The organism is Sinomicrobium pectinilyticum (genome assembly GCF_003725735.1).
In the GTDB taxonomy this organism is placed as follows: domain Bacteria; phylum Bacteroidota; class Bacteroidia; order Flavobacteriales; family Flavobacteriaceae; genus Sinomicrobium; species Sinomicrobium pectinilyticum.
On the sequence record NZ_RJTM01000078.1, the window covers coordinates 13862 to 32043 of the forward strand.

General features: G+C 37.7%; 15 protein-coding genes and 1 CRISPR repeat array. Of the genes, 8 read left to right on the plus strand and 7 right to left on the minus strand.

The window, feature by feature from the left end; translation table 11 throughout:
• The first annotated feature begins 39 nt into the window (after window positions 1-39).
• Entirely contained in the window at window positions 40-228 is a 189-nt protein-coding gene (locus ED312_RS11190) for a hypothetical protein (RefSeq protein WP_148044277.1), read from the plus strand.
• 20 nt (window positions 229-248) lie between these two features.
• The gene (locus ED312_RS11195; RefSeq protein WP_123216108.1) at window positions 249-578 is read left to right on the plus strand and encodes a hypothetical protein; all 330 of its coding nucleotides are present in this window, start codon (window positions 249-251) and stop codon (window positions 576-578) included.
• Between the two features lie 159 nt (window positions 579-737).
• On the opposite strand, the gene ED312_RS24130 is transcribed toward ED312_RS11195, so the two are convergent.
• Entirely contained in the window at window positions 738-1328 is a 591-nt protein-coding gene (locus tag ED312_RS24130; protein ID WP_206363252.1) for a BfmA/BtgA family mobilization protein, read from the minus strand.
• Window positions 1329-2526: 1198 nt separating this feature from the next.
• Here ED312_RS24130 and ED312_RS11205 point away from each other — a divergent pair.
• The 5 genes from ED312_RS11205 (at window position 2527) to gwsS (ending at window position 5797) form a co-directional block, all read left to right on the plus strand.
• Complete coding sequence (locus tag ED312_RS11205; protein WP_123216109.1) at window positions 2527-2709, plus strand: hypothetical protein; 183 nt, start codon at window positions 2527-2529, stop codon at window positions 2707-2709.
• Window positions 2710-2786: 77 nt separating this feature from the next.
• Window positions 2787-3407: a hypothetical protein gene (locus ED312_RS11210; RefSeq protein ID WP_123216110.1), complete on the plus strand. Its 621-nt coding sequence runs from the start codon at window positions 2787-2789 to the stop codon at window positions 3405-3407.
• A gap of 110 nt (window positions 3408-3517) precedes the next feature.
• Window positions 3518-4507: an ATP-grasp domain-containing protein gene (locus ED312_RS11215; RefSeq protein WP_123216111.1), complete on the plus strand. Its 990-nt coding sequence runs from the start codon at window positions 3518-3520 to the stop codon at window positions 4505-4507.
• On the plus strand, window positions 4489-4719 hold the full coding sequence (locus ED312_RS11220) for a hypothetical protein (RefSeq protein WP_123216112.1): 231 nt from the start codon (window positions 4489-4491) through the stop codon (window positions 4717-4719). The genes ED312_RS11215 and ED312_RS11220 overlap by 19 nt, the downstream gene beginning before the upstream one ends.
• On the plus strand, window positions 4706-5797 hold the full coding sequence (gene gwsS / locus ED312_RS11225; RefSeq protein ID WP_123216113.1) for a grasp-with-spasm system SPASM domain peptide maturase: 1092 nt from the start codon (window positions 4706-4708) through the stop codon (window positions 5795-5797). Before ED312_RS11220 ends, gwsS begins: the two co-directional genes overlap by 14 nt.
• An 82-nt stretch (window positions 5798-5879) precedes the next feature.
• A CRISPR array of direct repeats spans window positions 5880-8121; the repeat unit is 46 nt; unit sequence GTTGTGAATTGCTTTCAGAATTGTACTTTTACCTAGGATTCACAGG.
• Between the two features lie 70 nt (window positions 8122-8191).
• On the opposite strand, the gene cas2 is transcribed toward gwsS, so the two are convergent.
• The 4 genes from cas2 to cas9 form a co-directional block, all read right to left on the minus strand.
• The gene (cas2, locus tag ED312_RS11230; protein WP_394342861.1) at window positions 8192-8497 is read right to left on the minus strand and encodes a CRISPR-associated endonuclease Cas2; all 306 of its coding nucleotides are present in this window, start codon (window positions 8495-8497) and stop codon (window positions 8192-8194) included.
• 298 nt (window positions 8498-8795) lie between these two features.
• Entirely contained in the window at window positions 8796-9689 is an 894-nt protein-coding gene (gene cas1, locus ED312_RS11235) for a type II CRISPR-associated endonuclease Cas1 (RefSeq protein WP_123216115.1), read from the minus strand.
• A 22-nt stretch (window positions 9690-9711) separates the two neighbouring features.
• A complete protein-coding gene (locus ED312_RS11240) occupies window positions 9712-10155 on the minus strand; it encodes a virulence RhuM family protein (protein ID WP_123216116.1) in 444 nt (147 codons plus the stop codon).
• Window positions 10156-10202: 47 nt separating this feature from the next.
• Window positions 10203-14714: a type II CRISPR RNA-guided endonuclease Cas9 gene (gene cas9, locus ED312_RS11245; protein WP_123216117.1), complete on the minus strand. Its 4512-nt coding sequence runs from the start codon at window positions 14712-14714 to the stop codon at window positions 10203-10205.
• 641 nt (window positions 14715-15355) lie between these two features.
• Between cas9 and ED312_RS11250 the strand changes: the two genes are divergently transcribed.
• Entirely contained in the window at window positions 15356-17227 is a 1872-nt protein-coding gene (locus ED312_RS11250; protein ID WP_170164499.1) for a glycoside hydrolase family 97 protein, read from the plus strand.
• 39 nt (window positions 17228-17266) lie between these two features.
• On the opposite strand, the gene ED312_RS11255 is transcribed toward ED312_RS11250, so the two are convergent.
• Window positions 17267-17704, minus strand: coding sequence for a hypothetical protein (locus ED312_RS11255; protein ID WP_123216119.1), 438 nt, complete (start codon window positions 17702-17704; stop codon window positions 17267-17269).
• A 94-nt stretch (window positions 17705-17798) separates the two neighbouring features.
• A partial coding sequence (locus ED312_RS11260; protein WP_148044278.1) for a family 43 glycosylhydrolase occupies window positions 17799-18182 on the minus strand: 384 nt, incomplete at its 5' end.

Below are 18182 nucleotides of genomic sequence, written 5' to 3' on the forward strand. Positions count from 1 at the left end.
GTCGAGGGTCATGCCGATCTGTTACTGACGGTCCGTGCTTTGATGTACTTATGCCAAAAAATCCGGGAACCGGGATTTTTCAAGAGCACTCCCTACGATGATGAAAAGAGATATATCCGGCAGGCCCTTGATATTGTCAACCGTTTAATGCCTGTGGGAGAAGAATCCCTGATGGATCATCTTAACCGCTATTACAGGGATGAAAAACTAAGAGAAGGACTGGAATAACTATTTTAAACCTTAGGATTATGAAAGCAAAAAAGGACAAATCGCTGAAAAAACTGAAAACATTAGCAAAGAGTACACTTGTAACATTACGCCCTCATCCGATTTATGAAGATAGGTTTAGAGCTCCACTTTTAAGCTTTAAAGGGTATACAGACTTGTTTTCTACGATAGCATCTTTGATCAATGTAAGTATATTGGTTACACAGGAAGATTGTTATACCCCTCCTTTTGTAAAATTCCCTTTTGAGGATATTCGCCGGACATTGGAACTCGCAAGCAAGCTTATGCCTTTTGAAGAAGGAGAATTTTTGGATGAAGTATATCGGTTGTTGGCCGAAAAGGAAAAGTGAGAAAGACAGCCCTGAACCTGGGTTTTGCATAGCTTATTTTAATAATGCAAACCGTTTGTTTAAGCGAAATAGCCCCATACATCTTACCGAACTAATACTATTTTGCGCTGGTGATTTTTCTTGAAACGATGAGTATTTTTTAGGTACAGCGTTATTACTTTAACCATTCAGACCTAATTGGTTTTTTATATGATCCAGTTCTTCAGACCTGATTTCCAATTTAAAATACGGTTTTCCAAAACCACTGCGAATGGGTTTTAATTTTCCCAAAATTTTTTCAAAGCGTTGTTTATTATCCGAAAGTTCTCCTTCCAAACGAGCACATTTGTTTCTATAATAGGTCATTTTTTCCTCGATTTCTTCCATTTCAAAATTGCTGTCCTTGAAGGATTTTTCAGCATATTTCCTTTCCCGACACCTGTTTTTCTCTTCTTTGGAATTGGTGGTAGGAAGATTTTCAAAAAGGGCCTGTAACATGGCTACGGTGGGTTTGGTCTGGTGTTTTTCCATATCCTTTATAATGGAAATCACTCCGTGAATACATTGTTTGATAAGGCTTTCCAGGGTTTGCATATTTGGCCCTATAGATTCTTCCGGAGAAATGCCATTATGTTCAAAAAATTCGATCATTAAAAGGAGGGTCATGGATTGAGACTTGGAAATGGCCTTGCAAAACTTACGGAATTTCTTGACCACCGAAGCCTTTATGCTCAGACTTTCAAAACGTTCTTTTTCATATCCTTTATCCATTTTTCCGTGATTTTTTTCCTGATTTTACCGGGCTGGCAGCGTTTTTCCGTGAAAAATTCCAGTAATACCAACCATATCGTTGCTTTCTTGTTTTATAAACAACTGTATCACAGTTGTTTATGAATTGATAGATATTGTAATGTCGCGTGAGCGCATTACCCTCTTGCTCTTCCTTCTCCCGCGCAGACGGGACTTTATCTTTTCATTACTGTTCTAAAAATTAATGGGACCCGAAAGGCGAAAAAAACCGGGGCAAAATTTTAAGATTTCGGAAAGCAGGGTTTTTAACGAACGGCCGGGAAAAGAAAAAAATGTTGAGAATTATATAATGGTGTGAATGTGGCCGATGAAAAGAAAAATCCTTGTGCCGAAGTCCAAAGGTTTAAACAGGTCAACAAACAACTTCACTTAATATCCCTTGATCTGTAAAGCTGAAATACCTGCCGTTAGGGGCCAGGATAATATAATCCAATAATTTAATATAAAAACAACTGGCACACTGCGCTTAAATTTTAAGGGGTGTTTGTTTGTCTTCCTGCGTGCACAGCACAATGAAAGAAGTGGGTTCTGTCCAGGCTTTCCGGTAGAAATCGGGAATGTCTGCAACGTCGTTTTTACCGAAGGGCTAAAAACAATGCGGTAGAAGCCCTATTTGTTCCGGAAACTTGTCTTGGCCTGGACAGGTTCCATATGGCATTAGGTCTGCTTTCTGACTCCTTGACGAGTAAGCGTACGGGAAGTTAAACGAGGACAGTCAAGATGTCCTGATTAGCAGGCCTTATGCCATGCCTGTTTTCCGTGGTCCCGGAAAACGATAAAAGGCTTCATTTATTATAAACCCTTAAAATTTATGAGTTAATTTTTGTCACCCATTTTTGAAAAATTCTAATATATAAAATAGGGAATAAAACTTGTTCCTTTTTGAGGGATAAATAGGAGTACACCTATTTATTTACGTTTTTTTAACCTTTAATTTTGAAATTCAACCTTTTGAGTAAGGAAAAAGTGAAATATGAGATAAAAAAATCATTTTACAACCAATCGGAAAAGTTTAGATGAGTTCATTATAAAAAACATAACTCCCCAAATGTTTCATATACTTGTTTGATCGGATACATTAAAAATAAAAAGTTGCAACAAATAGGTGAAACCGAAAAACCTTAAATAGAGTAGGAGTAATATTAAAAAAGCAAAAATTATGGAGTTGTCAAAATTTAAAAATTTAAAGTTAAAGGCCAATGAACTGTGTTCGGTTAAGGGAGGTACATCAACTACTTTAATGATTGAAGTTGGGGTTAGAGCAGAAAATGAATACGAAGATACTAATGGTGATGGTAAGTTTGATAAAGACGATAAATTTATCAAAACTATTAATTACTAAAATAATTCACTGAATTAAATAGCTGTATTAAGCACTTAATACAGCTATTTTTTGCCTTAAATTCTATTTAAATAGATATGAAATATCTTAAAGTAATTTTTATATTAATCTTTACCATCTCTATACTTTTTTTATTTCATAGTTGTATAGGATATAGAGAAAATGCTATTAGAGATATCCAAAAAATTAAACAAGATAGTTTAGCTTTCGAGCTATGCAAAATATATGGTTCAGACCAAGGGATTAGGGATATGAAGCTCATTAGTAGGAAGGAAACGGGAGCTTTAAAATTTTCCCCACACCTGGATTCTATAAATTTCTTTAAGATTGTAGATTTTGTAAAAAAAAATGGGATTCCTAATAAAAAGCTATTGGGAGAAGATAATTTTTCTTATGAATGTGTAGAAGGGGCCTTTTTTGCTGTTCTTCTGCACACCCCTCATATGCTAGTCAATAATAAAGAATATTTAGATGTGTTTTTGGAAGAAGTAAATAAAGGAAATCTGAAAATGGAAACCTTAATTACTATTTTAGATAAATACTATGTAATTAGAAAAGACGAATTTGGTAACAGAAAATTATTATATGGTTCCCAATTTGGAAAACCTTGTTTAAAGTACCGTAAACAATCAGATTCTGTAAGAGCAGTAATTGGCTTACCTCCTCTAAAATTAAAGAAATTTAAAAAATGTGATTGAATATTGCTAAAAAATTATCATAATCTGGAAACTAATAATTAAAAATAATAAAAATATCATTAATACGCGAAACAACTTTTACCACAGGTTTCTTAAATTGAGAACACAATATGATATTGGTTTTAACTACAGAGTGGGGAGATTATTCTCACCCAGCTTTTATTGATTGGTTAAAATATTACAAGGCAAATTATTTTATTTTATCCGGTGAAGGAATACATAATGGCCGTTATGACATTTCTCTGAAAGAGAATCAACTTATAATTGACGGGATTAATTTTAATAAAGAGATTTCGGTTGTACTAAACAGACGTTTTTTAACGATTAATGAAATTCCTGATCTATACGAAAGAGATAAAAAACTGAATACCGGTTTGAAGAAAAGAATTTCAGATGAACTATACGAATTTCGTAATTTTTTGCCATTTATTAATAATGCTTATTGGATTCCTGATAGAAACAGTACCCATGTTAATAAACTAAATGTCTTAAAAAAAGCCATGGATTTAGGCATTAATGTGCCGGCATATTTAGTTACAAATAATAAAAGTGATTTAATAACTTTTAAAAAAGAATATGCTCAAATCATAACAAAAGCTATTGGCAACTTCCAACCTGTATTTTCAGAACAACATCATACTGTAAATCCAATTTATACAAAAGTAGTAAGTGATGAGCTAATTAAAAAGTTGTCACAAAACTTTGCCTTGAGTTTTTTTCAAGAACTGATTACTAAAAAATCAGAATATCGGGTGCTCTATTTCATGGGCAATTTCTTTACAGTTGAACTTTTATCTCAGGAAAATCAACATACTTCAATCGATTCAAGAGTTCAAAATGATAAAAATGAGAACTTACGTCTGGTTAAAAGTGACTTACCCTTATTTATAAAAAGTAGATTGAAAGGATTAATGGATGCCCTAAACCTTAATATAGGATGCATTGATCTTTTAAAAGATATGACCAATGAGTATTTTTTTTTAGAAGTAAATCCAGTAGGGCAAATTGGGGGATACTCCAAAAGAGCAAATCTTAATTTTGAAAAGTTTATTGTAGAAAAAATAATTGATATTGATAATCAATGGACAAAAAAACATTAGAGGAACTGGTTAATGATTTAACTGTTAACGGACAATTGCCATTACCTTACTATGGGGCTAAAATTGTAGAACAAAAAGCTAATAGAGTTAATTCTTATAATCATTTGAATAAAGAAATAGTCCTTTCGGCTTTTAATAATAAATATAAACAAGTTAAAGTAGCTAGTGGTTACTTAGGTAAATTAAACACAAAAATATATGATTTACACTAATTTGTACGATTGTTGTTCAATACAAGTTGGAAAAAACGCGGGAGCGATTTTTGATTTTGAAAAAGGTGTTTATGTTAGTTTGCCATTAGAGTTTTGTGAAATCTTCATTGACGAAATTAATATAATTTTTGAAGATAAATTAAAATCATTTGATGAACCATCGAGGAAAATATTAATTAATATTTTAGATTTTTTAATTGAGAATGGTTTTATATATCAATCAAATGATTTGATATATAAGCGATATATTTCTGAAGAGTATTATTCCCCATTTGATGTTGAAAGTTTTATTGTTGACTTTGATGATATCAGGAAAGCAATAACTTATTTAAAAGAAATTAGAGACGTTCCAGATGTTGAGTCCGTACAAATTAGGGTATTTGATATTCCCCTTTATTCTAAATTAAAAACACTTATAGTTTATTTAAACAAATTTTCATCCCAGTCAATTGAACTTATTATAAGGCATAGTCCAGAAATTACGGTAGAAGATTATATTTATCTCATAAATGATAATCCACATGTTTCTAAACTAGTTATATTAAACCACTCTGCTATGCAAGTATTATGTGATGATAAGTTGGTTTTGCTTACCGATACAGCCATTAATAAAAAAAGCTGTGGTAAAATATCGGAAGAACTTTTTCAGGTTAATAATAGAACAGAAATTACTTCTAAAACTCGGAATTCGTGCCTTAACTGTAAAATATCTGTTGATGTGGACGGCAATATCAAAAACTGTCCCTCTATGCCGGAAAGCTATGGTAATATAAAAGATACTACTCTTCAAGAGGTTCTTAACAAACCCGGGTTTAAAAAATATTGGAACATAACCAAGGATCAGATAGAAGTCTGTAAAGATTGTGAGTTCCGTTATGTTTGTACTGACTGTCGTGCTTATACCGAGCGCACTCATTTTAATAAAGATAATATGGATTTTTCCAAACCGTTGAAATGTGGCTACGATCCTAATACCGGAGAGTGGGCAAAGTGGAGCACCAACCCATTAAAGAAAAAAGCAATAGAATATTATGGTATGCAAGATTTGGTAGAAAAGTTTAAACGAGTTCGTTGTTAAGTCTCGAAAAGTTTCAACTGATACGAATTTAGATTTACCTAGGATTCACAGGGACAAAGAGATTTTTTAGCTGATGAAACTAGTTGTGAATTGCTTTCAGAATTGTACTTTTACCTAGGATTCACAGGATAGACATGAAGAAGATACTTTTTATTATAGTTGTGAATTGCTTTCAGAATTGTACTTTTACCTAGGATTCACAGGTATTAAGTGTAAAAAAACACCCCGAAAGGTGTTGTGAATTGCTTTCAGAATTGTACTTTTACCTAGGATTCACAGGAGCCTTAGTAGCCGAATAGCTTATAACCCCGTTGTGAATTGCTTTCAGAATTGTACTTTTACCTAGGATTCACAGGTCGGTCCCGTCATACTCTACCACCAATCCGTTGTGAATTGCTTTCAGAATTGTACTTTTACCTAGGATTCACAGGAAATTAATATTTTGTTGAGAATTATTTACGGTTGTGAATTGCTTTCAGAATTGTACTTTTACCTAGGATTCACAGGGGCGCAGGGGCGTGTCCCGGTCGATACTGGTTGTGAATTGCTTTCAGAATTGTACTTTTACCTAGGATTCACAGGTCCTATGACCCGGATAATTTCACCGACACGGTTGTGAATTGCTTTCAGAATTGTACTTTTACCTAGGATTCACAGGGACTTAAAAAACTGGAATGAGGGGTATCGGTTGTGAATTGCTTTCAGAATTGTACTTTTACCTAGGATTCACAGGTCTTGAAGGTTCATGTAATTAATTCCAGTGGTTGTGAATTGCTTTCAGAATTGTACTTTTACCTAGGATTCACAGGCGATCCTTTCTTCCGCACGAACGGTCACCAGTTGTGAATTGCTTTCAGAATTGTACTTTTACCTAGGATTCACAGGCCCTCCGGTTAACTTTGAAGGAGAAGCGGGTTGTGAATTGCTTTCAGAATTGTACTTTTACCTAGGATTCACAGGAAGTTGTATTGTCAGAATAGCTTCCGTATGGTTGTGAATTGCTTTCAGAATTGTACTTTTACCTAGGATTCACAGGGAATTGAAAGCAAATTGGTTTGTCGTTTAAGTTGTGAATTGCTTTCAGAATTGTACTTTTACCTAGGATTCACAGGAACAAATTATCAGCGATTAACGAAGAATTTGTTGTGAATTGCTTTCAGAATTGTACTTTTACCTAGGATTCACAGGTTTCTAAGTCACATTGTATCATTTCCCAGGGTTGTGAATTGCTTTCAGAATTGTACTTTTACCTAGGATTCACAGGATCTTCTCCGATTAATTGTCTTTCTTGTTCGTTGTGAATTGCTTTCAGAATTGTACTTTTACCTAGGATTCACAGGCGATCAATTCGGATTTACCTATACGGGTAAGTTGTGAATTGCTTTCAGAATTGTACTTTTACCTAGGATTCACAGGTTTGGCTGTAGTTTTTGACGCTCTTCTCTGTTGTGAATTGCTTTCAGAATTGTACTTTTACCTAGGATTCACAGGTGACAGGAAAATGTAAAGAAGATTTTGAGAGTTGTGAATTGCTTTCAGAATTGTACTTTTACCTAGGATTCACAGGCGTCGGCGCAAATACCTAGTTCGCTTGCGGTTGTGAATTGCTTTCAGAATTGTACTTTTACCTAGGATTCACAGGTGATGGATTGTATTAACCTGCACCAGTCTTGTTGTGAATTGCTTTCAGAATTGTACTTTTACCTAGGATTCACAGGCTTGGGGTATCTTCGAATTTTTGTCCTTTAGTTGTGAATTGCTTTCAGAATTGTACTTTTACCTAGGATTCACAGGTTAGGCTTGGATATAATTGATTCTATTGCTGTTGTGAATTGCTTTCAGAATTGTACTTTTACCTAGGATTCACAGGGAAGTCCAATTATGCAATGCGCCTACAATCGTTGTGAATTGCTTTCAGAATTGTACTTTTACCTAGGATTCACAGGTCGCCATCCCGCAAAGGTAACTTAAACGTAGTTGTGAATTGCTTTCAGAATTGTACTTTTACCTAGGATTCACAGGTTCATGCCGCAAATAGACGATATCGCTGGTGTTGTGAATTGCTTTCAGAATTGTACTTTTACCTAGGATTCACAGGGCGATAACAATTACCGGATCGAACAATGCTGTTGTGAATTGCTTTCAGAATTGTACTTTTACCTAGGATTCACAGGTCGCTTTGTATTTGTCGTGGTCAAGAAGCGTTGTGAATTGCTTTCAGAATTGTACTTTTACCTAGGATTCACAGGATAGATGAAAGAGCAGAAGAAGCCGGAGAGTTGTGAATTGCTTTCAGAATTGTACTTTTACCTAGGATTCACAGGATACCCGTTGTAAAAAACTGGTATCCTGTTTTTTATGCTCTAAACCAGGATTAAAAAATAAGAAGGATTTTTAGAATAATTCCAGTTGCTGGCTTGGTTTTTCCGGTTCCATTTCTTTTTGTCCGTGAAAGAGTTCTATCATTCCGAATTGCTTGTCCGTAATTTGCATAATACAGACTTTACCCTGCTTCGGAAGGGCATTCTTTACTCGTTTGGTATGTACTTCGGCGTTTTCCCTGCTGGGGCAAAAACGCATATAAATGGAAAACTGAAACATGGAAAAACCGTCATCCAGCAGGTTTTTACGGAACCGCGTAGCCACTTGCCTGTCCCTCTTGGTTTCGGTCGGAAGATCAAAAAGTACAAGTACCCACATACAACGATATTGGTTTAATCGTGAAAATCTGTCCTTCTCCATGAGTTGATCTCACTTTTGTTTCTTATAAGCCGGGGTTTCGGTACATTCCGGTCGGAGACCGGAACACTCAACCGCCTCCGTGTTTTATAACTGAGGTTGCTGTGTGGCCAAGCAAAGCAAAGGGCGTTCCAAAGCAACTGACGTTTCAGTACAATTGTCTCTGGCAATCACTCAACCACTTCTCTATTTTCCGGACTGAGGTTGCTGAGTGCCCGAGCGAAGCAAAGGGTGTACCGAAGCAACCGTTTCGATAATTTCAGAACTCCGGATAAAGCACTCTCCTGCTTATACCTGCGAAACAGTCGTATAAGCTATTGGTCGTACGGCTCATGGCTACCATTAAAGGGCTTTTTTTGCCATCTATGCTTACGTCCATTGCCGGAATGGTCAATAGCATTATTTTTATATCCCGGTTAAGTTCCATGTACTCCCCTTCCTCCACTATTTCCCTAACGAGGCCGTCCACAAAAGGCCGGTAAGGTTCCATAATATCATCAGCCAGGCAGAAAGCATTGTACTTGTTGCGATGAAAAATACCGACGGAAGGCAACATACCACTGCTTACCAATGCTCTGGCCGTCACGGCACGTAAAATGGCATAACCGTAATTGAGCAGGTTATTGGGTGGTACTCCTTTCTGATTACGGCTGAACCCATCTATATCGGCAAAGAGGAGTTGAAAATAATACGCCGCGGCAATGGCTTCGTGGTTTTCGGCATCCCCGCTTTTTACTTCCCCGGCCCACCGACGCAGTTTTTTAACATTATGCCCGTAGCCGGATAAATGTGCCGCCTGGTTGCTGATCTTTGCCGTGACCGTCTGCTGCCACAGGTTCTTCTTCAGGGGCAAACTGGCGTTAAGTTGGTGACGCATACGTTCCGTTTGTTCACTATGGCCCACCAGCGGCTGCAAAAAAGAACACGGCAGATGTTGTTTATCACAGGTTATTACCGCGGTCTTGTTTTGTACCAGTTTCATCAATAAGCCATTGGTAATGGTTATCTGCGGGTCTTCCAGGACTATGTATCCCAGATCTTCAATGGGGATAGTTGCAGGGCTCTTTTCTTCCTCCGGAAAATTCACTACCAACTGTTCGTTCCTGGTGCTCAGATAGGCGGGATTGCCGAAAAAGAGAGTGCGCTTTATCATCGGTTGGCAATTAGTTGAACGATCAATTGAACATTACTGTTTTCTGCAATTGTTCCAGCTTTTTTTGGTTTACTGTATAGCCCTTTACAAGGTGTTCTTTTAAGTGTTGTGTTGCCCATTGGCGAAATTGAGTACCGCGTTTGGAGTTCACGCGATAACCTACGGATAGAATGGCATCTAAGTTATAATATTCGACCTGCCTGGTTTGTGTTTTTCCTTTGACCGCCCCGTGTTGAGTGGTCGTTGCATTTTTTGCAACAACCACTTCTTTCTGCAATTCACCAGAGTCAAAAATATTTTTAAAATGCCTTGAAATAATAGATTTATCCCTTTCAAAAAGAATAGCTATTTGATTAAGGGACAACCAAAAAGTTTCCACTTCAAATTGAACCTCTACTTGTGCTCCTTCTTCTGTTTTGTATATTGTCAATTCCCTTAACAACACGTTTTTTTGCAGAACAGGCATACGCTTGTGGATTTTAAGTCTTCCATAATTATGCTTTAATTTTATAACTATTTTTTAGCTTTTGAAATATTCCCCAATCTATCAATCTTTAGTTTCCAACAAATTTCTTTAATCCTTATCTTATCAAAATCCATTGTGGTCTCAAGCTTATTTTGACTCGATAATTCACCCAATTTGGTTTTTGCATCATACTGTTTAATCAATTGAGCAATATCATGTCTAATAAAATAACATTCATTACCAGATGCTTTCTCCATCTTATATACTCTGTTCGTTTGCTCTTTATTTAAATTCTCAAAATCTACTAAACTCGGATTTTCAATTTCTTCATCAGTGGGCACGTATACTAAATCATTGGGAGATAGCGTAAACATGAATTCTCCTTTTTCTGGTTTAGGTTGAATAGGTGTACGTTCCTCCTTTGGTAAATGAGCTACTTGTTTCTGATGTGCAATCACTTCATTTAAGGGAATCGTTTCAAAGTTTCGTTTTTGTTTTTCTTTATCCCAATAAACAGCGAAGAAAAGATTGGTTCCTTTTGCAGCTTCTACGTACTTTTTAGCATTGTTCCCCGTTTCTCCAACCTGAAATTTACTTCCAATTTCAAACTGTTTGACTTTTCTTATTGGTTGATGATTTTTGCCTTCGTTAAGTTGTACGATATTTTTGTTCAAATCTTCTATACCTTCTTCACTAAATGCTAAATCATACTGTGCCTTACGTTTTTCATCCAGATAATTCTTTAAATGATTGGGTAAAATCACTTCCCGAATTCTTTGGTCTGTAATTTTAGCCAATTGTTTTTCATTTTTAATTTCTGAAAGCGCAGTTCTGACAGAGGTTGCAATCTTTCCTTTCGGCGTGTCAATATTATATAATCCCGAAACGGTTTCTTTATGCAACGATTTCCGAATTGACCAACTATCTCCTTTGGTTTGTTTTCTCAATTTCTTTTTGGGTTTACCGTCTTTCCCTTTATTAAAATTCCCGTTTTCACCCGTATACGACCAAAATTTGTTAATGGTCTTGTTAATCACTCTTGTATTTTGTTTGAAACTGACAACGGTTTCTTCCAACGCTTTTCTGACTTCTACAGGAAACCCAACCCAAGGCATTTGAAACGTCTTGGTATAATCGCCTTTTTCGTTCTTTATAAGCAGTTTATCTCTTAAGCCATAATTCTTGTTCTCTGCATTCAAAGCACTTAAATAATGTGTGTGGTTTCTTGTAGTACAGGCAACAACCAATGCATCTAAAGCGTGATGTCGATGGTCAATCCTTTTCTTGTTGAATCCTTTGCTGATTTCGTCCGGAACTTGAATCCGGAACGCATTGATTTCTTTATCCCAAAATCCGAATTTATCAGACTTGGTTAGTACATTTAACCGCTTAAATCTCGGAGCAATAATTTCATTCCATTTATCATTTAATCCCCAGTCTTGTTTCAGCTTGGACGTTATCGTGCCGGTTACCGGAATTAATTTTTTAGAAGTTGCTTCCCGTTCATTTTGTTCTCGAACAATATTGCTCAATAAACCTTTTATCAGTTTACTAATATATCTGCTGTCATTCATCTGACGGTTGATAAATCCTTCGGGAATATCTTCACTTAGCAGGTTTTTAAGTTTTAGTTTGTTATTTTTGAAATATTTGGAAACGTGAGACTCGAATTCTTCTAATTTGAATAAGCGATGTCCATTAATAGATTCACCACCTTTTTCCTTTAAATATTCGTACGCTGTTTTGTTACCTTTATCGTCGTTCACGTCTCTCTCACAAATAATTTTATTGCTTAATGAGTTGTCAAAATAACGGGATTGTGGAATAATATGTTCAATATCATATTCCCGGGTAAACAATTTTGATAACTGAATCGGCTTACCTGTATAGGGTGAGATATATCCCTGCTCCAGCCAAAGTTTATAACGAATAATGTCGTTTTTGGACGGATTGTTGTTCCTCCTGATTTTTTGAACTTCATCTTCACTTACTTTATCATATTTCACATCAGGATTCTGATATATGCCTTCTTCATATAATTTTAGCAAATCCTGTTGACTGGGTGAATAGGGCCTCACCTCTCCCTGTACTTCGGGATCGTTCATCAACTCTTGCAAAATTTCCTTGATGCGATAATTGGTATTTTCATTTTCCGAAATTCTTTGCGAAATCTGCTTCCGTTTATCTGCCGGATTTTTCATTTCGCGGCCTAATTCTACGTGAATCTCCTCGAAGAACTTATGGTAACTTCTTACTTTTTTCTTTTTTCGCTCATCATATACCATTTCATAGGGGACATTGTCCTTTTCTGCATAATACTCCCATATATCTTTGACAACCCGTAAAGTTTCTGTGACAATCTGTTCAACTATCGGATTACGTAATGAGTGTTGCTTAAATTCATACAAATAATTTTGTATATCGTACGACATTTCCCATTGCTGGATTTCTCCGATTTCCGAATGCCGGTCATAAACGACATAACTTGCTAGCCATAAAGGAAGTCCTCTGAAGTCTGATCTTTCACTTAAACTTATCGTTTTCTCACGAACACGGTTTTTGATTTTTTCATCATATTCCCCGTCAATTAGCTTTTGAATTCTATTACTTGTGTTGTCATCAATAAATACTTCATCCCAATATTTCCCCACTCGCATCAGCGGAAGTAGTTTTTCAATAGCCTTTTTGGAATAGCTTCCATAATCACTGTCAAACGGAGGAAATTTTATAAAATGTTCTACAAACGAATCTTCATTAATACTATGCTTTTGTGCAAATTTTTGAAGTGCGCTTTTGTATTCATTCAAATCTTTTACAGAATAAATAATATGCCATAATTGTTCTTCTCTGCTAATTAAAGGGCTATTTTCTTTCTTGCCAACCCGCGTTTTTTCTGAAAGAAAGTAGTTTGTATTCTCAATTCCTTCAACCTTATTCAATCGGCTGGTAAACTGAACCCTTGTTTCACAACAAGGGTATTTTTTTGATTCTTTCTTTTCTTCATCATAAACATAGTTCCAACGATAATTATCTTTATTCGCTTTATTCAAAGATTTCTTTTTGATAAAATAATCAATGATATGTTTTTGTTCTACTGTTTGTTTTGTAGTTAAAAAATCAAACAAATCTGTCCAGTCATCCTCTGTTTGTAGCAAATCCGCAGTGAGATCTTTTTCCTTTCCATCAATAATCGTTTCCTTGTTATAAATTCTTAAGTTTTGCAGCCATTGCCATAAACGAAATTCCTGAAAAAGTGGATGCGATTTTGAAATAGCTTTAACAGGTTCTTTTACAATTTCTTCTTTTCTGGTTTTCTCGTTCTTCTTTTTATACTCTCTGAACTCAAATTGACAACCGGCAATATTGGATTTTTGACTCCTTAACGGGCGTTGGTAAAAAAGAATGTCTTCTGTAAACAAATGTTCAAACCCCTTATCCTGAATACTTGTGCGATGTGCTTCATTTCTCGGGTAAAGCTCTTCTATGCACTTTTCGTAAAGTTCCTTAGTAAATAATTCCGGCTGTAATTCTATTTGTCTAAATATGATTTTACGAAATTCCTCTTTATAGAATTTTCTTTCTATAGTTTTTACCAGCTTTCCCCTTATTTTTTGTGTCGGGGTGTGGAGCAAGGTATCGTAAATATATTCTCCAATGGTTTTATCCGATTGATCAATATCCTGTTCGGTCTTTGCCTTGATGGCTATCCAATCTTTCTCCGAATCTACTGCTTTGTATGTTCTTTTGACTTCTCCACTGGTAAGTGTCTTCGTGGTCACTATAAACTCTTTTGTTCTTCCCTCCCAACCCTCTACTTTGGTTATTTGTCTGTCATATTCCCATCCATTTTCAAAAATTACATTATACAATGTATTTCCTTTAACTTTTTCCCCCGTGTCTAATACTTCTTTTACTTTAAGCTGTATAAATTGTTTATCCTTATCCTCGTCAATTTCCTCCCCTCGTAACTGATAATATCCACGTTTTTGATTAAAATTGAGAATAATCCACGCCAGTTCTTCCTTATCTATTCTTTGAGATAAAGCTTTTTTACGTAAATAGTAAATGGTCCAGTCATACGGTATTTTTGTCTCCTGACCATTTGGTTTTACATAAAACAGCTGTGGCTGTTTTTGTTTAAAATCGCTTACCATTTCATTAAACGACCTCATAAAAAGAAACTTGTACTTCCCTGACTCATCTTGGCGATAGTTTATTTTTTCTTCTGTACCTGGTTTAAACTGACCTAAATTCCTTATAAAATCTATAGAATCAGCATAATGTTTTGGTAAAAACCCCAGAATATTCAAAACTCTATGTAAGCGTTCACGCCGCAAATTATCGCGTTGGTATAATCTTCTTACTCCTCTGTAACCTGTTCTTTCCTCAGTTTGCGAATGTGATAGTCCGGAATCAAACTTTCCTAATACATCCTGGCTCATAGGTATAATACGGCTTCCCAGACGAAGAATGCTCCCTTCCTTATTATCAAAATCCTGTTCAATGAGCGCCCACCCTATCGAGTTTGTCCCCAAATCCAATCCTAAAATTCTTTTCATAATCTAAACGGTAAAATCAGTTAGTTAATAATCTCTAAACATTGCAAAATCCGGAAAAATTCTGGGGGCTTTTATTGGGTTTTTAAAAATAATTAAAAAAAATTGATCTGTTTTACGGGATCCCGCAGTATTTTATTTATTTTTTTTATACTTTTACCATACAATTTCTGAAAAGCAATTCACAATAAGGATTATTCCGTTGTGAAAACATTCAAGGCGGGGCAACTCGCCTTTTTTTGTTTCATTGTTTTCTCGAATGTTTCACGAACACCGTTAAAAAACAATAAAAAAACTTGTGAGCTAAAACATTTAGTGCCTCGACTATCTTCGGGGCTTTTTTTGTTATAAATTTTAGCCACAAATACACAGATACATTAATAGTTATTTTAAAATTATTCGTGTATCTGTGGCAAACAGATTTTTCAGTCTTCCGGAAATCTATGGGTTTTTAATCCGTAATGGTTTATTCCCGCTTATCTTCTTCTTCCGGTATCTTTTGTTTTGCACTGTTTTAAAAATAAATGTATATTGTACATCTAAATAAACAAACCATGAATTACCCTACCAAAAAGCCACTTTTAAAAAGCTTTATATTTTTTCTTTTTGTTTGTATATTTTCCTGTTCAGAACAAAAAGACACTTTGGAAGTATTTACCGGCCCCGATCAAAATATCCGGGTGGAATTCGGATTATCCAAGGCAGATTCTCCGTTTTACAGGGTTATTTATGGCGATTCCATCGTCCTGGATACTTCCCGTCTCGGCGTAATCCGGGAAGACGGGGATTTTTATAACGGGCTTTCCCTGCGTTCCGTAACGGACGAAGGGCAGGTTGAAGATCATTATCAATTGGTATACGGTAAGGAAAAAGATATATCCTACAAAGCGCATCGCTATGTTGCGCACCTGGAGAACAAAGACGGGAAACCTATGGATATCGAATTCCAGTTGTCCGATGACGGGGTGGCTTTCCGGTATTATTTCCCGGTTAACGGGGAAGATACCAAAACAGTGAAAAAGATAACCGAAGAAAAAACAACCTATCGCTTTCCCCCGGAAAGCCGGGCCTGGTTGCAACCTATGGCCAAAGCAAAAACCGGGTGGGAACGCTCCAATCCGTCTTATGAAGAAAATTACCTGGCGGAAGTCAGCCCGGACACCCCTTCCCCTATCGGTGAAGGCTGGGTGTACCCCGCGCTTTTCCGGAACGGGAATACCTGGGCGCTGGTATCGGAAACCGCGCCGGAACGCAGTTTCTGCGCTACCCGCTTACGGTACCACGAGGAAGAAAAGGCTTACCAGGTAAGCTTTCCGCAGGAGGAAGAAGTTTTTCCCGGCGGGGGACTGTTGCCGGAGTCAAGCCTACCGTGGTATACTCCCTGGCGCATTATCGCCATCGGGGACCTGGAGACCATCGCTCAGTCTACGCTCGGCACTGACCTGGCGAAACCTGCACCGGAAGATACGGATACCTCTTTTATAAAACCCGGGGCGGCCTCCTGGAGCTGGGCCCTGCTGAAAGACGAATCCATTACTTATGATATCCAAAAGGAATTCATCGATTATGCTTCGGAAATGCAATGGCCCTATTGCCTGGTGGATGTCAACTGGGACACGACCATCGGCTATGACAGTATAGCGGAGCTGTCCGGTTATGCACAGGAAAAGGGTGTAAAACTTATCCTGTGGTACAATTCGGCGGGAAGCTGGAACACCACGCCCTACCATCCCCGGAACCAGCTACTGACCGCAGAAAGCCGGCAGGAGGAATTCCGGAAGCTCCGCGATATGGGGATTGCCGGAATTAAAGTGGATTTTTTCGGCGGTGACGGGCGATCCATGATCGCCTATTACCACGATATTTTCAAGGATGCCGCCGAATACCGGCTGATGGTCAATTGTCACGGCACTACCCTCCCCAGGGGCTGGCAACGGACCTATCCGCACCTGGTTACTATGGAGTCGGTAAAAGGTTTTGAGTTCATTACCTTCGACCAGAAAAATGCCGACCTGGCCCCGGAACATTGTACCATACTGCCTTTTACCCGGAATGTCTTCGACCCGATGGACTTTACTCCCATGTCCCTGACAGAGATCCCGGGTATAGACCGGAAAACCACCAAGGGCTTCGAACTGGCGCTTCCCGTACTTTTCCTTTCCGGTGTGCAGCATATGGCAGAGACCGCGGAAGGCATGTCGCAGGTACCGGATTATGTAAAAGGATATCTCAAAGCCCTGCCGACAGATTGGGAAACCTCCCGGTTTATTGACGGGTATCCGGGGAAATACGCGGTATTCGCCAGGAAAAAAGGAGAAGACTGGTATGTATGCGGTATCAACGGGGAAGATTCGGAAAAAGAACTTGATCTCGACCTCTCTTTTATACATGCCGATGTCGGGTATATGATAACGGATGACAAAGAGGCGCAAGGTTTTACCAAAAGCGATCTTTTCCCCTCGGAAAAAGTTTCGGTCATCATGCAGCCCTACGGCGGATTTGTGATGAAATTTTAAGATGTGTTGTAATTACGGGATGAAGCTTTTTTAAATACTTCAGTACTCATACAGCAGGGAGCCGTCCCAGTCGGATAAGAGCAATCCTATCCGGGAACTTCCTGCTGTCTGAAAAGCGGAAAGTTTAAAATAAAAGGTTTCTGCAACAAAGGCTTCGCACGGATCATTGTCTTCCAGCAGCAGGCGGATCTTCCGTCGCGGAGGATCGGAATCCAGGACTTCTTCCATCCCCGCCAAACGGAGTTTTACTTCTCCGCACCCGCCACCGTAACGGATGCGTACTTCAAGGGAATCTCCCGTTATCCGGGCTTCTTCAAGATGAAAATCATCGCTCTCCGCTTCATGGTAAATATTACTGTCAATAAATATACTGGCATGATCTCCCATATCTTTTCCTTCATCATCATTGCTACAGGCAAATAGCAATAAAAACATCCCGATGAGCCCTATAAAATTTTTTATTCTTCCGGTAGTCATAATTTGGATTGATTGATCTGTATATAAGACGAAAAAAGAACAAAATGGTTGCGTTGTATGGTTATTGTTTTCCGTAAAAAACAATAACCGGTTTTTATAACTTGTCCTTATCCACTTCCGGCCAGCCGTCTTCCCAGCGCACTTCCATAATCCGGAGTTTGGGACTGCCTTCGTCCGTACTGTCATAGGCATGAAAGACAAGGTAGTCCTTATCCTCAAAAGTATATATGCTGTTATGCCCGGCCCCCGCCCAGCGATCGTTACCTTCTATGACGAGAGAGCCGCCCCCTGCCGTCATGGGGGTTCCCTCCTTATCGAGATAGGGACCTGTGATTTTTTCGGACCTTCCCACGACCACTTTATAGGTACTGTCTTCTCCCCTGCAGCAATAGTCGAAGGATACGAACAGGTAATACTGCCCGTTTTTCCTGAAAATAAACGGGGCTTCTATAGCGGCATCCCCGGGATCTTCGCCCGC

Coding starts and splice junctions, on each gene's coding strand:
- ED312_RS11195 (WP_123216108.1), top strand. CDS start 249: ATGAAAGCAAAAAAGGACAAATCGCTGAAAAAACTGAAAACATTAGCA.
- ED312_RS24130 (WP_206363252.1), bottom strand. CDS start 1,328: ATGGATAAAGGATATGAAAAAGAACGTTTTGAAAGTCTGAGCATAAAG.
- ED312_RS11205 (WP_123216109.1), top strand. CDS start 2,527: ATGGAGTTGTCAAAATTTAAAAATTTAAAGTTAAAGGCCAATGAACTG.
- ED312_RS11210 (WP_123216110.1), top strand. CDS start 2,787: ATGAAATATCTTAAAGTAATTTTTATATTAATCTTTACCATCTCTATA.
- ED312_RS11215 (WP_123216111.1), top strand. CDS start 3,518: ATGATATTGGTTTTAACTACAGAGTGGGGAGATTATTCTCACCCAGCT.
- ED312_RS11220 (WP_123216112.1), top strand. CDS start 4,489: ATGGACAAAAAAACATTAGAGGAACTGGTTAATGATTTAACTGTTAAC.
- gwsS (WP_123216113.1), top strand. CDS start 4,706: ATGATTTACACTAATTTGTACGATTGTTGTTCAATACAAGTTGGAAAA.
- cas2 (WP_394342861.1), bottom strand. CDS start 8,497: ATGTGGGTACTTGTACTTTTTGATCTTCCGACCGAAACCAAGAGGGAC.
- cas1 (WP_123216115.1), bottom strand. CDS start 9,689: ATGATAAAGCGCACTCTCTTTTTCGGCAATCCCGCCTATCTGAGCACC.
- ED312_RS11240 (WP_123216116.1), bottom strand. CDS start 10,155: ATGCCTGTTCTGCAAAAAAACGTGTTGTTAAGGGAATTGACAATATAC.
- cas9 (WP_123216117.1), bottom strand. CDS start 14,714: ATGAAAAGAATTTTAGGATTGGATTTGGGGACAAACTCGATAGGGTGG.
- ED312_RS11255 (WP_123216119.1), bottom strand. CDS start 17,704: ATGACTACCGGAAGAATAAAAAATTTTATAGGGCTCATCGGGATGTTT.